The organism is Streptomyces sp. CG4 (genome assembly GCF_041080655.1).
Taxonomy (GTDB): domain Bacteria; phylum Actinomycetota; class Actinomycetes; order Streptomycetales; family Streptomycetaceae; genus Streptomyces.
In genome coordinates this window covers 6,723,914-6,738,804 of sequence record NZ_CP163525.1, presented here as the reverse complement: position 1 = coordinate 6,738,804, position 14,891 = coordinate 6,723,914, and the positions used below count along the sequence as shown (strand labels likewise).

15 protein-coding genes and 1 riboswitch are annotated in these 14,891 nt (G+C 72.1%); of the genes, 10 read left to right on the top strand and 5 right to left on the bottom strand.

The window, feature by feature from the left end; translation table 11 throughout:
* Positions 1-258 precede the first annotated feature (258 nt).
* Together AB5L52_RS30785 and AB5L52_RS30780 are read right to left on the bottom strand one after the other, a co-directional pair.
* Positions 259-492, bottom strand: a complete 234-nt coding sequence (locus AB5L52_RS30785; RefSeq protein WP_369367261.1) for a ferredoxin — start codon at positions 490-492, stop codon at positions 259-261.
* Between the two features lie 2 nt (positions 493-494).
* Positions 495-1,946 (bottom strand): aldehyde dehydrogenase, encoded by a 1,452-nt coding sequence (locus AB5L52_RS30780; RefSeq protein WP_369367260.1) that lies wholly within the window; start codon positions 1,944-1,946, stop codon positions 495-497.
* Positions 1,947-2,061: 115 nt separating this feature from the next.
* Here AB5L52_RS30780 and AB5L52_RS30775 point away from each other — a divergent pair, with 115 nt between their 5' ends.
* The 9 genes from AB5L52_RS30775 (at position 2,062) to AB5L52_RS30735 (ending at position 11,127) form a co-directional block, all read left to right on the top strand.
* Positions 2,062-3,087 (top strand): MBL fold metallo-hydrolase, encoded by a 1,026-nt coding sequence (locus AB5L52_RS30775; protein ID WP_369367259.1) that lies wholly within the window; start codon positions 2,062-2,064, stop codon positions 3,085-3,087.
* A gap of 81 nt (positions 3,088-3,168) precedes the next feature.
* A complete protein-coding gene (locus tag AB5L52_RS30770; protein ID WP_351020803.1) occupies positions 3,169-3,621 on the top strand; it encodes a nuclear transport factor 2 family protein in 453 nt (150 codons plus the stop codon).
* A gap of 130 nt (positions 3,622-3,751) precedes the next feature.
* Positions 3,752-3,884, top strand: a riboswitch (cobalamin riboswitch).
* Between the two features lie 116 nt (positions 3,885-4,000).
* Positions 4,001-5,212: a prenyltransferase/squalene oxidase repeat-containing protein gene (locus tag AB5L52_RS30765; RefSeq protein WP_369367258.1), complete on the top strand. Its 1,212-nt coding sequence runs from the start codon at positions 4,001-4,003 to the stop codon at positions 5,210-5,212.
* Positions 5,209-5,874 carry an SCO2322 family protein gene (locus AB5L52_RS30760; RefSeq protein ID WP_369367257.1) on the top strand — a complete coding sequence of 222 codons (666 nt, stop codon included), beginning with the start codon at positions 5,209-5,211 and terminating at the stop codon, positions 5,872-5,874. Before AB5L52_RS30765 ends, AB5L52_RS30760 begins: the two co-directional genes overlap by 4 nt.
* A 10-nt stretch (positions 5,875-5,884) precedes the next feature.
* The gene (locus tag AB5L52_RS30755) at positions 5,885-7,024 is read left to right on the top strand and encodes a CbiQ family ECF transporter T component (RefSeq protein ID WP_369367256.1); all 1,140 of its coding nucleotides are present in this window, start codon (positions 5,885-5,887) and stop codon (positions 7,022-7,024) included.
* Entirely contained in the window at positions 7,021-8,730 is a 1,710-nt protein-coding gene (locus AB5L52_RS30750) for an ABC transporter ATP-binding protein (RefSeq protein WP_369367255.1), read from the top strand. The genes AB5L52_RS30755 and AB5L52_RS30750 overlap by 4 nt, the downstream gene beginning before the upstream one ends.
* A complete protein-coding gene (locus AB5L52_RS30745; RefSeq protein ID WP_369367254.1) occupies positions 8,727-9,617 on the top strand; it encodes an ECF transporter S component in 891 nt (296 codons plus the stop codon). Before AB5L52_RS30750 ends, AB5L52_RS30745 begins: the two co-directional genes overlap by 4 nt.
* Positions 9,618-9,902: 285 nt before the next feature.
* A complete protein-coding gene (locus tag AB5L52_RS30740; RefSeq protein ID WP_351020791.1) occupies positions 9,903-10,316 on the top strand; it encodes a transglycosylase SLT domain-containing protein in 414 nt (137 codons plus the stop codon).
* A 109-nt stretch (positions 10,317-10,425) separates the two neighbouring features.
* On the top strand, positions 10,426-11,127 hold the full coding sequence (locus AB5L52_RS30735) for a YoaK family protein (protein ID WP_369367253.1): 702 nt from the start codon (positions 10,426-10,428) through the stop codon (positions 11,125-11,127).
* Positions 11,128-11,254: 127 nt separating this feature from the next.
* On the opposite strand, the gene AB5L52_RS30730 is transcribed toward AB5L52_RS30735, so the two are convergent.
* Positions 11,255-12,490 (bottom strand): cytochrome P450, encoded by a 1,236-nt coding sequence (locus tag AB5L52_RS30730; protein ID WP_351020787.1) that lies wholly within the window; start codon positions 12,488-12,490, stop codon positions 11,255-11,257.
* Positions 12,491-12,735: 245 nt separating this feature from the next.
* Between AB5L52_RS30730 and AB5L52_RS30725 the strand changes: the two genes are divergently transcribed.
* Positions 12,736-13,905 (top strand): steroid 3-ketoacyl-CoA thiolase, encoded by a 1,170-nt coding sequence (locus AB5L52_RS30725; RefSeq protein ID WP_351020785.1) that lies wholly within the window; start codon positions 12,736-12,738, stop codon positions 13,903-13,905.
* Here the strand turns inward: AB5L52_RS30725 and AB5L52_RS30720 are convergent.
* Together AB5L52_RS30720 and AB5L52_RS30715 are read right to left on the bottom strand one after the other, a co-directional pair.
* Positions 13,889-14,074 carry a DUF397 domain-containing protein gene (locus tag AB5L52_RS30720; protein WP_351020783.1) on the bottom strand — a complete coding sequence of 62 codons (186 nt, stop codon included), beginning with the start codon at positions 14,072-14,074 and terminating at the stop codon, positions 13,889-13,891. The two genes, AB5L52_RS30725 and AB5L52_RS30720, sit on opposite strands and share 17 nt — an antisense overlap.
* Positions 14,055-14,882, bottom strand: a complete 828-nt coding sequence (locus AB5L52_RS30715; RefSeq protein WP_369367252.1) for a helix-turn-helix transcriptional regulator — start codon at positions 14,880-14,882, stop codon at positions 14,055-14,057. Before AB5L52_RS30715 ends, AB5L52_RS30720 begins: the two co-directional genes overlap by 20 nt.
* Positions 14,883-14,891: the final 9 nt, after the last annotated feature.

Here is a 14,891-nt window from a genome sequence, read left to right as displayed (position 1 = left end):
CCCTCATAGGCCTCCTCCGCCTCGCCGCGGAACTGAGCCTGGAGGACTGGCCGGCCACCCATGCGCCGGAGATCCTCGCCGCCCTCCCCGCCACCGCCTTCGGCCTGCTCCGCCCCTCCGACCTTCCCCATCTGCGCGCAGCGCTGCCGCCGGGCGCGTACGGCGAGTGGTTCGAGGAGGTGGAGCGGGCCTGGCGGGGACCGGAGGCGGCCGGGCCTGGCGGGGACCGGAGGCGGCGTCACCGTGACGCGCCGGCGGCTACTCCTCCGGCGGGAACACCGCCTCCCCGCTCCCCACCAGCGTGATCAGGATCGCCTCCACCGGGCAGCTCTCGGCCGCCGCCAGGACGGGTTCGGCGGCGTCGGTGTCGGAGGCCGTCGGGTGCGACTGGCGGGCGGAGTCGAGGCGGAAGTGGTCCGGGGCGTGGTGGAGGCACTGGGCCGAGCCGATGCACACCGAACGGTCGACCTCGACGTGCCAGCGGTCGCCCATGGTCACGCCCCCGCCGGCAGATGGATCATCTTGTGCTCCAGGAACTCCCCGTACCCCTCCGGGCCGAACTCCCGCCCCAGGCCGGAGTTCTTGTAGCCGCCGAACGGGCCGAGCATGTCCAGGCTGAAGGTGTTGACCGAGTAGGTGCCGGTGCGGACCTGCCGGGCGATCTCGATGCCGTGCTCGACGTCGGCCGTCCACACGCTGCCGGACAGGCCGTAGTCGGAGTCGTTGGCGATCTTCACCGCCTCGGGCTCGTCTCCGTAGGGGAGGAGGCAGATGACCGGGCCGAAGATCTCCTCGCGGGCGATGCGCATGGCGTTGTCGACGTCGCCGAAGAGGGTCGGTTCGACGTACCAGCCGTGCTCCAGGCCCGCCGGACGGCCGCCGCCGGTGAGGAGCTTGGCGCCCTCCTCCTGGCCGATCCGGATGTAGTCGAGGTTGCGCTGCTGCTGGCGGTGGGCGACCAGCGGGCCGACCTGGGTCGCCGGGTCCAGCGGGTCGCCGACCCGCAGCGCGCTCGCGGCCTGCGCGAAGGCGTCGGCGAACTCGTCGTAGCGGGCGCGCGGGACGAGGATGCGGGTCTGGGCGACGCATGCCTGCCCGTTGTTCATCCAGGCCGCCGGGACGATGCCGGCCACCGCCGTCTGCACGTCCGCGTCCGGCAGGACGACCGCCGCGGACTTGCCGCCCAGCTCCAGGGTGACCCGGGTGAGGTTGCGGGCGGCCACCTCCATCACCCTCTTCCCCGCGGCCACCGAGCCGGTGAAGGAGACCTTGTCGATGCCGGGGTGCCCGACCAGGTATTCGCTGACCTCGCGGTCGGCGGGGAGGATGGAGAGCACCCCCTCCGGCAGGCCGGCCTCGCGCGCGATCTCCCCGAGGAGATACGCGTCCAGGGGGGACTCCGGGGATGGCTTCAGTACGACCGTGCAGCCGGTCAGCAGCGCGGGCGCGAGCTTGGCGGCGGCGACGAACTGCGGGACGTTCCACGGGACGACGGCCGCGGCCACCCCGACCGGCTCCCGCCGGACGAGGATCGGACCGAGGACGCCGTCCCGGCGCTCCTCGTGCGTGAAGTCCCGGGCGACCCTGATCGCCGCGTCCCACACCATCATCGCGCCGAGCGCCTGGGCGAGGACGCTCCAGGAGTACGGGGAGCCGTTCTGCGACGAGATCAGCCGGGCGATCTCCTCGTGCCGTGCGGCGATGCCGTCCTTGATCCGGGTGACGACCTCGATCCGCTCCTCCAGGCTCGCCCGCGGCCACGGCCCCTCGTCGAAGGCGCGGCGCGCGACGGCCACGGCCCGGTCCACGTCCTGCCGGGCGGCGTGCGGCACCCGGCCGACGACCTCCTCGGTGTGCGGAGAGATCACCTCGATGACGTCCTTGCCCAGGGGATCGGTCAACTCCCCGCCGATGAACAGCTGTCCGTGTTCCACGAGCCCGGTCATGACCGTCCGCCTCCCACCGCACCGCACCAGTTTCTGACGCTGTTTCAGAACTGATATCAGTTCTAGTTATAGTGGGCAATGGCCGTGGGCCGGTGGGTGGAGGGGTGGAGGGGCGATGGTGACGACGTTCGAGCACGGCGGGGGCGTACGGTCCGTGGCGGTCCCCATCCCGGACAACCCCCTCGGGCACACGCTGGTGTACGTCGTGGACACCGACCGCGGCCCGGTGCTGGTCGACAGCGGGTGGGACGATCCCGCGTCCTGGGACACGCTCGTGGCAGGGCTCCTGGCGTGCGGTACGGCGGTGGCCGAGGTGTACGGCGTCGTCGTCACGCATCATCACCCCGACCACCACGGGCTGTCGGCGCGGGTGCGCGCGGCCTCCGGCGCCTGGGTGGCGCTGCACGAGGCCGACGCGGCGATCGTGCGCAGGGCGCGAGAGACGCGGCCCGGGCGGTGGTTCACGTACATGGCCGACAAGCTGACGGCCGCCGGGGCGCCCGAGGAGCAGGTGGCACCGCTGCGCACCGCCCGTGGCCGACGGCTGCCCGGCCTCTCCCCCGCCCTCCCCGACCGGGAGATCGTCCCCGGCGAACTCCTCGACGTGCCCGGCCGCCGACTGCGCGCGATCTGGACCCCGGGCCACACCCCCGGCCACGTCTGTCTGCACCTGGAGGAGGAGCACCCGGCCCGGCTCCCCGGTCGGGGCCGCCTGTTCAGCGGGGATCACCTGCTGCCCCGGATCACCCCGCACATCGGCCTGTACGAGGACCCCGACGACGCGACCGTGACCGACCCGCTCGGCGACTACCTCGACTCCCTGGAGCGGATCGGCCGGCTCGGCCCCGCCGAAGTCCTCCCCGCCCACCAGCACACCTTCACCGACGCGCCCGGCCGGGTACGGGAGTTGCTCGCCCACCACGCGGAGCGGCTGGCCGGTCTCCTCGCCCTGCTCGCCGAGCCGCTCACCCCCTGGCAGCTCGCCGAGCGCATGGAGTGGAACCGCCCCTGGGCCGACATCCCCTACGGCTCCCGGAACATCGCCGTCTCGGAGGCCGAGTCCCATCTGCGCCGCCTGGTGAAGCAGGGCCGGGCGGAACCCGTCGCGGGGAGCGAGCCGGTGGCGTACGTGGCGGTGTGAGTGGCCTGCGTGGCGGGGTAAGTGGCAGGGTAAATCGTTCGCCTGGTGCGCGGCCCGCTGTTACACAGCCCTATGGAATCCATGGCTCCCTTGGACCGACTTCTCGTCGAGCGTGCCTGTGAGCGCCTGATCGTCGGCTTCGTCCACCGGCTCGATCTCGGTGAACCGGCCTCCGTGGCCGAGCTGTTCACCGAGGACGGCGTCTGGGAGTGGCCGTCGCCGGGGGACGGGCGGCGGATCCGGGGCCGGGAGGCGCTGCGCGCGTACTTCGGCTCCCGGCCCGCCGACCGGCTCTCCCGCCGGCTGATGTCCAACGTGCTGGTCACCGTGACCGGACCGGACACGGCAGGCGCCGTCTCGTACTTCACGACGTACCGCGTCGACGGATACGAGGGGGGCGCCCCCATCCCCGCCGGGCCGCCCGTCCAGGTCGGTCACTACGCCGACACCTTCCGCAGGGTCGACGGCACATGGCTGATCACCTCCCGCACCCTGCACCTGCCCTTCGGCGGCGAGACCCCGAAGGCGGGCTGAGTCCGGCCGAGTTCGGCGCGGCTCCTGGGCGGCTGCCCTGCCCCCGTCGTGACCGTGCCTGTCCCCGTCATGACCGTGGCCCCCGTCACCGGGAGTCCGTGCGCACGGGCACTCCTCGGGCCGCTCGGGGCTGCCGGTAAAGTGGCGGGGTCGTCATCACACCCGTACGGGGGGAAGCCGGTGCAATTCCGGCGCTGACTCTCCCCCGATCCGTGAGCCGTCCCAGGACGGTGAGCCGGACTGCCCCGGACGGGACGTTGACCGGCTCGCGTGCGTCGGCGGTCCGCCGTGCACGGCACCGTCGAGGTTCACGGAGCCGAGCCGCCCGGGGTGTCTCCCGTGCGCTGCCGGTTCCCCGCAGGAGAGGCAGTCGCCGACCATGAACGTCCGCCGCAGTGCCGCGGTGCTCGCCGCCGTAGGCGTGCTGGCCGCCGCCGCGCCCGCCACGGCCGCCGGCCCGTCCCCGTCTCCGAAGGCGGCGATCCCGTCGGGGCTGTACGGCACGTCCGACCCGGCCAACGACGGCGTGTGGCGGCAGTCGTTGACGCTGATCGCCCAGCGGACCCTCGGCTACCGGCCGGCCGCACAGGCCGTGGACTGGCTCGCCGGCCAGCAGTGCGCGAACGGCGCCTTCGCCGCCTTCCGCGCCGACCCCACCAAGGCCTGCGACAGCAGGGTCGCGGTGGACACCAACAACACCGCCGCCGCGGTGCAGGCCCTCAAGGCGGCCGGCGGGCACGACGCCGCCGTCGGCAAGGCGGTGGCCTGGCTGAAGTCCGTGCAGAACAAGGACGGCGGCTGGGGCTACCTGCCGGGCGGCGCCAGTGACACCAACTCCACCTCCGCCGTCGTGGGTGCCCTGGCCGCGACCGGCGCCGACCCGGCGTCCGTCCGCACGTCCGGCAAGTCCCCCTACGACCTGCTGGCCGCCTGGTCCATCCCCTGCGACCAGGACGGCGGCGGCGCCCTCGCCTACCAGCCCGACAAGAAGGGCACGTTGGTCGCCAACGCGGACGCCACGGCGGCCGGGGTGCTCGGCGCGCTCGGCAAGGGGTTCGTCGCCAAGGCCGGGAAGGCGCCCGCGCAGGAGGCGTGTGCCAAGGCCGGTCGTCCCACCCCGGCGCAGGTCGCCGACAACGCCGGCGCCTATCTGGCGGCCGCCGTCGCCAAGACCGGGCACCTGCAGTCCGCGCTGCCCGGGGCCGAGGACCAGCCGGACTACGGCAACACGGTGGACACGGTCGTCGCGCTCGCCGCGGACGGCCGGACCGAGCAGGCGAAGAAGGCGTACGGCTGGCTGGAGAAGAACGCCGGGAAGTGGGCGGCGCAGAGCGGTCCGGCGGCGTACGCCCAGCTGATCCTCGCCGCCCATGCGGTCGGCGCGCAGCCGGGTGACTTCGGCGGCACCAGCCTGGTCCGGTCCCTCAACGCGCTCGGCCCCCTCCCGCAGATGGCGGCGACCGGGTACCAGCAGGAGACCAAGTCCGACGGCGGCTCCGGCTTCGGCGCCTGGTGGTTCGTCGGGGTCTGCCTGGTCGCGGGCATCGGTGTCGGCTTCCTGCTCAGCGGCCGGAAGAAGCGGCAGCCGTGACGGCCGTCCGCCGCACCGCGAGCCTGCTCGTGGCCGCACTCGTCCTGTCGGCGGCCGGAACCGGCCAGGCACAGGCCACCGGCTACCGCTACTGGTCCTTCTGGGAGCGGACCGGCGGGCACTGGACGTACGCCACCATGGGCCCGTCGAGCGCCCGTCCCGACGACGGTGCCGTGGAGGGGTTCCGCTTCGCGGTGAGCGCGGACTCGGCGGACGCGAGCCGGCCGCGCGGGGCGGCGGACTTCGGCACGATCTGCTCGTCGACACCGGCCGCGTCCGGTTTGAAGCGGGTGGCCCTGGTCCTCGACTTCGGCACGCCCGAGGACGCGCCGTCGGGTGAGACGCCGCCGGCGGGGCGTACGGCCTGCGCCCGGGTGCCCGCCGACGCGACGACCGCGGAGGCGCTGGCCGCTGTGGCCAAGCCCCTGCGCTACGACACCAACGCCATGTTGTGTGCGATCTCCGGGTATCCGAAGCAGGGGTGCGGCGAGCAGGTGGCCTCCGGCCGGAAGGGCAGCTCGGGCCAGAAGAGCGGCTCGGGCGAGAAGGACGGCTCGGACAGTGGGCCTTCGCTGGGGCTGCCGATCGGCGCGGGTGTCGTCGCCCTCCTGGCAGGTGCAGCGGTGTGGCAGTCCCGACGGCGACGCAATGCGTCCGGGTGACTGCGAACCGGTGGGGGCTGGTCGCGCAGTTCCCCGCGCCCCTGGGGAACCGCCGGCGCCGCAGCCGTCAAGGCACCGTAGCCGCCCCACCGTTCACCCCGGCGCCTGGTGGCTCTGGGCGCTCAGCCTGGGTGCGGCCGCCACCCGTACCACCAACCCCCTGCTGCTCGCCCTCCTCATATCCGCCTCCGCCTACGTCGTGGCAACGCACCGCGCCCCTACCCCGACCGCCCGCGCCTACACCGCCTTCGCCAAGCTCGCCCTCGCCGTCCTTCTCGTCCGTCTCCTCTTCGCGACCGCCCTCGGCTCCCCCATCCCGGGCACCCACACCCTCCTCACCCTCCCCGAAGTCCCGCTCCCCTACTGGGCGCAGGGCATTCGCCTGGGCGGGAAGGTCACCGCCGAGTCCCTCGTCTTCGCCGCCTACGACGGTCTGAAGCTCGCCGCCCTCCTGATCTGCGTCGGCGCCGCGAACGCCCTCGCCGGCCCCGCCCGCCTGCTCAAGTCCCTCCCCGGCGCCCTGTACGAGACCGGTGTCGCCGTGGTCGTCGCGCTCACCTTCGCGCCGCATCTCATCGCCGACGTGCAGCGGTTGCGTGCCGCCCGCCGGCTGCGCGGCCGCCCCGACCGGGGTCTGCGCGGCCTGCTGCAGGTCGGACTGCCGGTCCTGGAGGGCGCGTTGGAGCGCTCGGTCGCGCTCGCCGCGGCCATGGAAGCCCGTGGCTACGGCCGTACCGTCGACGTCCCCGCCCGGGTCCGGCGCACGACGGCCGCGCTCACCCTCGGCGGTCTGCTCGGCGTGTGCGCGGGGACGTACGGGCTGCTCACCGCGGCGGGCGGCACCTACGGGATCCCGCTGCTGCTCGCCGGTGCCGCCGCCGCGCTGGCGGGGCTGCGGCTCGGCGGCCGGCGTTCGCCGCGCACCCGGTACCGCCCGGACCCCTGGGACGCGCGGGCCTGGCTGGTCGCCGGTTCCGGCGCCGCCGTCGCCGCGCTGCTCGGCCTGGCCGCCGCCCGCGATCCAGAAGCCCTGCACCCAGGGGTCGTCCCGCTCGTCGCGCCCGCCCTCCCGCTGTGGCCCGCCGCGGCGGTCCTCCTCGCCCTCCTCCCCGCCTTCGTCGTCCCCCAGGCCCCCAAGGAGCCGTCGTGATCCGCTTCGAGGACGTCTGCGTGACGTACGACGGTGCGGCCGAACCCACCGTCCGGGGCATCGACTTCGAGGTGCCGGAAGGTGAACTGGTGCTGCTCGTCGGCCCGTCCGGGGTCGGCAAGTCGACCGTGCTCGGTGCCGTGAGCGGGCTGGTGCCGCACTTCACCGGCGGCACCCTGCGCGGCCGTGTCACGGTGGCCGGCCGGGACACCCGTACCCACAAGCCGCGCGAACTCGCCGACGTGGTCGGCACGGTGGGGCAGGATCCGCTCGCCCATTTCGTGACCGACACGGTCGAGGACGAACTCGCCTACGGAATGGAGTCGTTGGGGCTGGCCCCGGAGGTGATGCGCCGCCGGGTCGAGGAGACCCTGGACCTGCTGGGCCTGGCCGGACTCCGCGACCGCCCGATCGCCACCCTGTCCGGCGGCCAGCGGCAGCGGGTCGCGATCGGCTCGGTCCTCACCCCGCACCCTCAGGTGCTGGTCCTGGACGAGCCGACCTCGGCACTGGACCCGGCCGCGGCGGAAGAGGTCCTGGCCGTGCTCCAGCGCCTCGTCCACGACCTCGGTACGACGGTCCTGCTGGCCGAGCACCGCCTGGAGCGCGTGATCCACTACGCCGACCGGGTCGTCCTGCTCCCCGGCCCCGGCGAAGCGGCCGTCGTGGGCACCCCGTCCGAGGTCATGGCCGTCTCCCCCGTGTTCCCTCCGGTGGTGGACCTGGGGCGGCTGGCAGGCTGGTCCCCGCTTCCCCTGACCGTACGAGACGCCCGGCGCAGGGCCGGTGACTTGAAGGAACGTCTGGCCGCGTCAGCACCTGCGGGCGCGTCGTGGCCGGTCACGCAGTTCCGCGCGCCCCTTCAGGGCGCGCCCACCGCCGGGACGACCCCCGGCACAGGACGCCGTCTCCTCTTCCGTCGCCGCCCCGCCCCCACCCTGGAACACCCACAGACGCACATCGCCGAAGTCCGCGCCCTCTCCGTCCGCCGAGGCCACATCACGGCCCTGCGCCACATGGACCTGACCGTCGCCCCCGGTGAAACCATCGCCCTCATGGGTCGCAACGGCGCCGGAAAGTCCACCCTGCTCAACTCGCTCGTCGGCCTGCTGCCCCCCACCACCGGTACGGTCACCGTCGCCGGAGCAATCCCCCACCGCACCACCCCCCGCGACCTGGTACGCCGAGTCGGCCTCGTCCCGCAGGAACCACGGGACCTCCTCTACGCCGACATGGTCGCCGACGAGTGTGCGGCGGCCGACCGGGACGCCGGTGCCGAGCCGGGGACCTGCCGGGCACTGGTGTCGGAGCTGCTGCCCGGGATCACGGACGACACGCACCCCCGCGATCTGTCCGAGGGCCAGTGCCTGGCGCTCGCCCTCGCCGTCGTCCTGACCGCCCGTCCGCCCCTGCTCCTGCTCGACGAGCCGACCCGCGGCCTGGACTACGCGGCGAAGGCCCGCCTGGTGACCGTGTTGCGCGGGCTCGCCACCGAGGGGCACGCGATCGTGCTGGCCACGCATGACGTGGAGCTGGCGGCCGAGATCGCGCACCGGGTGGTGCTGCTCGCCGAAGGGGAGGTCATCGCCGACGGGCCGACCGCGCAGATCGTCGTCTCCTCGCCGTCCTTCGCCCCGCAGGTGACGAAGATCCTCGCCCCGCAGCAGTGGCTCACCGTGGCCGAGGTACGCGAGGCGCTGCGATGAGTGCCCGGCGCTCGACCGCCCGGCTGCACGTCGTCCGGCTCGGCCCCCGCTCCCTCGCCGCGCTGGCGCTGGTCGGCGCGGTCGGCGTGATCGCCTTCGGCTGGCCCTTCCTCGCCCCGCCGGCCTCGCAGCTGAGCGCGCACGCCCAGGACGCGCCCTGGCTCTTCGCGGGCCTCCTCGTCCTCCTGGTCGCGGTCGTGGCGGCGACGATCTCCGAGTCGGAACTCGGGCCGAAGGCCGTGGCCATGCTGGGCGTGCTGGCCGCGACGGGGGCCGCGCTGCGGCCGATCGGCGCGGGGACGGCCGGGATCGAGCCGATATTCTTTCTGCTGGTCCTCAGCGGGCGGGTGCTGGGCCCCGGCTTCGGCTTCACGCTGGGGTCGGTGACGATGTTCGCGTCCGCGCTGCTCACCGGCGGGGTCGGGCCGTGGCTGCCGTTCCAGATGCTGGCGATGGGCTGGTTCACGATGGGCGCCGGGCTGCTGCCGGGTCCGGTCCGGCTGCGGGGCCGTACAGAAGTCGCGCTCCTCGCGGGCTACGGCTTCCTCGCCGCGTTCGCCTACGGCACGGTCATGAATCTGGCCGGCTGGCCCTTCATGGGCGCCGCCGCTTCGGACATCTCCTTCGACGCCCATGCCTCCGTCCCCGCCAACCTGGCCCGTTTCGTCGCCTACTGCCTGGCCACCTCGCTCGGCTGGGACCTCGGCCGGGCCGTCTGCACGGTGCTGCTGACCCTCGCCCTCGGCCCCGCCGTGCTGCGCGCGCTGCGCCGGGCCACCCGGCGGGCCGCGTTCGAGACCGCGGTCACATTCGACCCTGAAGAGCGATCACCGGACGGATACGGCGGCTCACCCAGCGGCACCGCGACGGTGAAGCACCCCACATGACCCAGGTCACCTACGATCCCGGGCCGTAGAACCAAATGTCCGATACGTCCGCCAGTGCACCCTTACTGACCTGCACTTTGAGACCCACGCCACAGAGCCGACGTTTCCCATCGATCCGGCCACAACTAGTAAAAGGGGTCATTGCGGACCCAGTTCGCGCCTGCTTGTCTGGACGACGTCGCCGGGCGCCACGAGCCCTCACGGGCCGCGGCGCCGACGTATGCGGCCACCGCGTGTGGCCCCGACATACGAGCGACCCCCTGTCCCCGACGCAAGAGGTTCTCCGTGTCCGTCTCCTTCATCCGCCGCATCGCTTCCCCGAAGAAGGCCCTCACCGCCGCCGCCGTGGCCGCCGCCACCGCCGGTCTGGCGCTCTCCGCGGCGCCCGCCCAGGCCGCCCCGGCCTCGGCCTCCTCCGCTCAGGCGATCGCGAAGAAGATGATCCCGGACGCCGCGCAGTTCAACGCGTTCAACAAGATCGTCTCGCATGAGAGCGGCTGGAACCCGTCCGCCACCAACAGCTCCTCCGGCGCCTACGGCCTGGTCCAGGCGCTGCCGGGCTCGAAGATGGCGTCCGCCGGCTCCGACTGGAAGACCAACCCGGCCACCCAGATCAAGTGGGGCCTGGACTACATGAACTCCCGCTACGGCAGCCCGGTCAAGGCCTGGAGCTTCTGGCAGGCGAACGGCTGGTACTGAGCCGCCGGCGCAACACACCAAAGCCTCTGAAGGCGGCGGCCCCGATCCCCGGGGTCGCCGCCTTCGGCGTTCCCGCGCCGCCACGCGGCAGGCGTGGTCCACTGGGCCGGTGAGCGCAAGGGAAGAGGCAGCGGCGGACGAGACGTACGACTCCGAGGCGCGCGGGCTGCGGCTGGTGCTCGTGCTGCTGCTCCTGACCGTGGTGAGCGGCCTGATCGACGCCGTCGGCTTTCTGGGCCTCGGCCGGGTCTTCACGGCCAACATGACCGGCAACGTCGTCGTCCTCGGCTTCGCGGCGGCCGGCGCGCCCGGCTTCTCCGTCCCGCACACGGCCACCTCACTGGCCTGCTTCCTGCTCGGCGCGCTGGCGGGCGGCCGGCTGGCGGCCCGTGTCGGAGCAGGCTCCCGGCGCCGGTGGACCCGGCTGACGCTGACCGCCGAGGCGATCCTCGTCGGCGTCTCGGCGGTGGTGGCCTTCGCCTGGCCGGACACCTCCGGCACCCGCTACGCCCTGATCGCCCTGACCGCCTTCGCGATGGGCCTGCGCAACGCGACCGTCCGCAAGCTGGGCATCGCCGATCTCACCACCACGACCGTCCTGACCATGACCCTCACCGGCCTGGCCGCCGAGTCCCCCCTCGGCGACGCCACCGGCCGCCGCGCACCGCGCCGCACGGCCGCGGTGATCGCGATGGTCGTCGGCGCCTTCCTGGGCGCGCTGCTGGTCCTCCGGCACGAGCTGGGCATCCCGCTGTTGATCGCGGCGGTGGCGTCGGGCGCGCTGGCGGTGGTCACGTCCGGCAGGGAATGAGCCGTACGTATCCCGGACCACCTATCCCGGATCACGTGTCCCGGATCACGGATCTCGGGGGAGGCAGGAACGGGGCGTTGGGGTAGGGGTGCTCCTGCCTCCCTCGGGATGGGCCGACCCCACGGGGTCAGCCGGTGGTGACCTGGAGTTCCTTGACGCCGTTGATCCAGGCCGAGCGCAGCCGGCGCGGGGCGTCGGCCAGCCGCAGGCCGGGCATGGCGTCGGCGATCGCGCCGAAGATCAGGTCGATCTCCAGGACCGCCAGGGACTTGCCGAGGCAGAAGTGCGGGCCGCCACCGCCGAAGCCCAGGTGGGGATTGGGGTCGCGGGTGATGTCGAAGGCGTCGGGGTCGGTGAAGACCTCGGGGTCGTGGTTGGCGGAGGCGTAGAACAGCCCGACCCGAGCGCCCTTCTTGATCGGGACCCCGGACAGTTCGGTGTCCTGGGTGGCGGTCCGCTGGAAGGCGTTGACCGGGGTCGCCCAGCGCACGATCTCCTCGGCCGTGGTGGCCGGCCGCTCCCGCTTGAACAGCTCCCACTGCTCGGGGTGGGTGAGGAAGGCGTGCATCCCGTGGGTGATGGCGTTCCGGGTCGTCTCGTTCCCGGCCACGGCCAGCATCAGCACGAAGAAGCCGAACTCGTCGGAGTTGAGGTTGCCTTCGTCCTCCGCCGCGACGAGGGTCGTGACGATGTCGTGGGCCGGGCACTTCTTCCGCTCGGCGGCCATGTTCATCGCGTAGGCGATGATCTCGGTGGCCGACTCCGCGCCGACCTCCTCGGTGATGGCGTACTCGGGGTCGTCGTAGGCGATCATCTTGTTGGACCAGTCGAAGATCTTGGACCGGTCCTCCTGAGGGACCCCGATCAGCTCGGCGATGGCCTGCAGCGGCAGCTCACAGGCGACCTCGGTGACGAAGTCGAAGGGCCCGGAGCGGGCGCGGGCACCCGCGACGATCGCCTGCGCGCGCTCCCGGAGCCGTTCCTCCAGGGCGCGGATGGAACGTGGCGTGAAGCCTCGCTGCACGATCTGCCGTACGCGCGTATGTTCCGGAGGATCCATGTTGAGCAGGATGAGGCGCTGTGCGTCGATCGCGTCGCGCTCGATGTGCTCGTTGAAGCGGATGATCGCGGTGTTGAGGGTGGAGGAGAAGAGTTCCGGGTGCGTGGAGACGTGTCTGACGTCCGCGTGCCGGGTCACGGCCCAGTAGCCGGTGTCGGCGAAGCCCGCGATCCCGTGCGGCTGCGGGATCCAGCGGACCGGTTCGGTACGGCGCAGCTCGGCGAACTCGGGCAGGGGCACGCGGTGGTGCAGCAGGTCGGGGTCGGTGAGGTCGAACCCGTCGGGCAGCGCGGGGCAGTGCATGGCGGCTCCCGTCGTCCGTTCTGCGTCCGTTCTGACGGTCCATCAGCGGGTGCCGTGAAGGTAGTAACGGGTTCTACAAGTCGCAAGAGGTACGACGCCCCCAATCCGTGCGGAATTCGTGCAGATCGAAACTTCGGCACCTGCAAGACCCTTGCGGTGATGGACATCACGTCAGCAGACTGCTGAACAGAACTAGAACGCGTACTAGTTCTGGAGGAGAGCCCTCTCGGAGAGGACCCGCACCCATGGCCGCCGAACCCGTGATCGTCGAAGCCGTCCGCACCCCGATCGGCAAGCGCGGCGGTGCGCTCGCCAATCTGCACCCCGCCTATCTCCTGGGCGAGACCTACCGTGAACTCCTCGGCCGCACCGGCATCCCCGCCGACGCGGTCGAGCAGATCGTCGGCGGCACGGTCACCCACGCCGGCGAACAGTCCATGAACCCCGCGCGCACGGCCTGGCTGACCATGGGCCTGCCGTACGAGACGGCCGCGACGACCGTCGACTGCCAGTGCGGCTCCTCCCAGCAGGCCTCGCACATGGTCGCCAACATGGTCGCGGGCGGCGTCATCGACGTCGGCATCAGCTGCGGAGTCGAGGCGATGTCCCGCGTTCCGCTGGGGTCGGGCTCGAAGCACGGCCCCGGAAAACCGTTCCCGGACGAGTGGAACGTCGACCTCCCCAATCAGTTCGAGGCCGCCGAACGGATCGCCCGGCACCGGGGGTTGACGAGGGAGGACGTGGACGCACTGGGGCTGGTGTCGCAGGAGCGGGCGGCGCTGGCCTGGGCGGAGGAGCGCTTCAAGCGCGAGACGTTCGCCGTGCAGGTGCCGACGACCGAGGAGGAGCAGTACGCCGGTCAGGGCATGTGGCGGCTCGTGGACAAGGACGAGGGCCTGCGGGACACGTCGATGGAGGCGCTGGCGGGCCTGAAACCGGTGATGCCGACGGCCGTCCATACGGCGGGCAACTCGTCGCAGATCTCGGACGGGGCCGCAGCCATCATGTGGGCGTCGAAACGGATGGCGCGAGCGCTGAAGCTGAGGCCCCGCGCACGGATCGTCGCTCAGGCACTGGTCGGCGCCGACCCGCACTTCCACCTCGACGGCCCGATCGACGCGACGCGCGCGGTGCTCGGCAAGGCGGGGATGTCCCTGAAGGACATCGACCTCGTGGAGATCAACGAGGCTTTCGCGTCCGTGGTGTTGAGCTGGGCCCAGGTCTTCGAACAGAACCTGGACAAGGTCAACGTGAACGGCGGTGGGATTGCCCTGGGCCACCCGGTGGGAGCGACGGGCGCCCGCCTGATCACCACCGCCCTGCACGAACTGGAGCGCACGGACAAGGAGTTCGCGCTCATCACCATGTGCGCGGGCGGTGGACTGGCTACCGGGACGATCATTCAGCGCCTGTAGAGGCCCAGTTCACGAAGGTGGTGAAGGTGGCGGGGTCGAGGGTGAGGATCGGTCCCGCCGGGGTCTTGCTGTCGCGGATGGCGACAGTGGCTTCCGCCAACTCGGCGACCTCGATGCACTGGCCGCCCTGGTCGCTGCTGTAGCTGGACTTACGCCACTTGCTCTCCATAGCGGTCCTCCATCACGCGCCGGATCAACTCCGCCGAGTCCTTGAGGGAGAGTGCGGAGGCTTGGAGATGATCGTAACGGAGCGAGCACTCTTTGACCGTTTCCGGGTTCGCCGTGGGATGCCCACTGCGGAAGCTCTCGGTATAGAGAATGGTGGGGTCGCCTGCAAACCGGTAGAGGTCGAACGAGCCGGTGAGACCCGCGTGTGCTCCGGCCGAAAATGGCAGCACCTGGATGTTGATCCGTGGGTTGTCCTCGAAGGTCAACAGGTAAGCCAGTTGGCCTCGCATAGTGTCCCGGCCACCGATCTCCAAGCACAGTGCGGCCTCGCTGAGTACTGCCCAGAAAACCGGCGGTTCCTCCTTCTCGAAGACGTTCTGGCGCGCCAGCCGGACGGCGGTGCGATCGTCGAGGTCGTTCCGGTCCAGCGCTCCGAGGACGGCACGCGCGTACGCCGGAGTCTGGAGCAGACCCAGGATCATGTGCGTCTGGAAGGAACAGATCTCAACAGCGCGCACCTCCAGCTCAGCCACCTCCTGGAACCAAGCCGGAAGCTGACTCCGCATCACCAGCGGATGCAACCGCGTCAGTAACCCACCCGTGCACAGCGCCGCATCCGCCCGCTGGCTGAAGTCGAGCGTCGGCAGCTTCCGTGCCGTCTCCACCTGGCCGACCATCGACCCCGTGTAGTTGATGATGTCCCCGAGCTGCCTCTGTGTGAGCCCCGCCGCCTCCCGGAAGCGCCGCAACTCGAAGCCGTAGTAGTCGAGCGGTGAGGCGCTCGGGTCGAGGGTGTTGATGTTCACCATGGCCAAGTC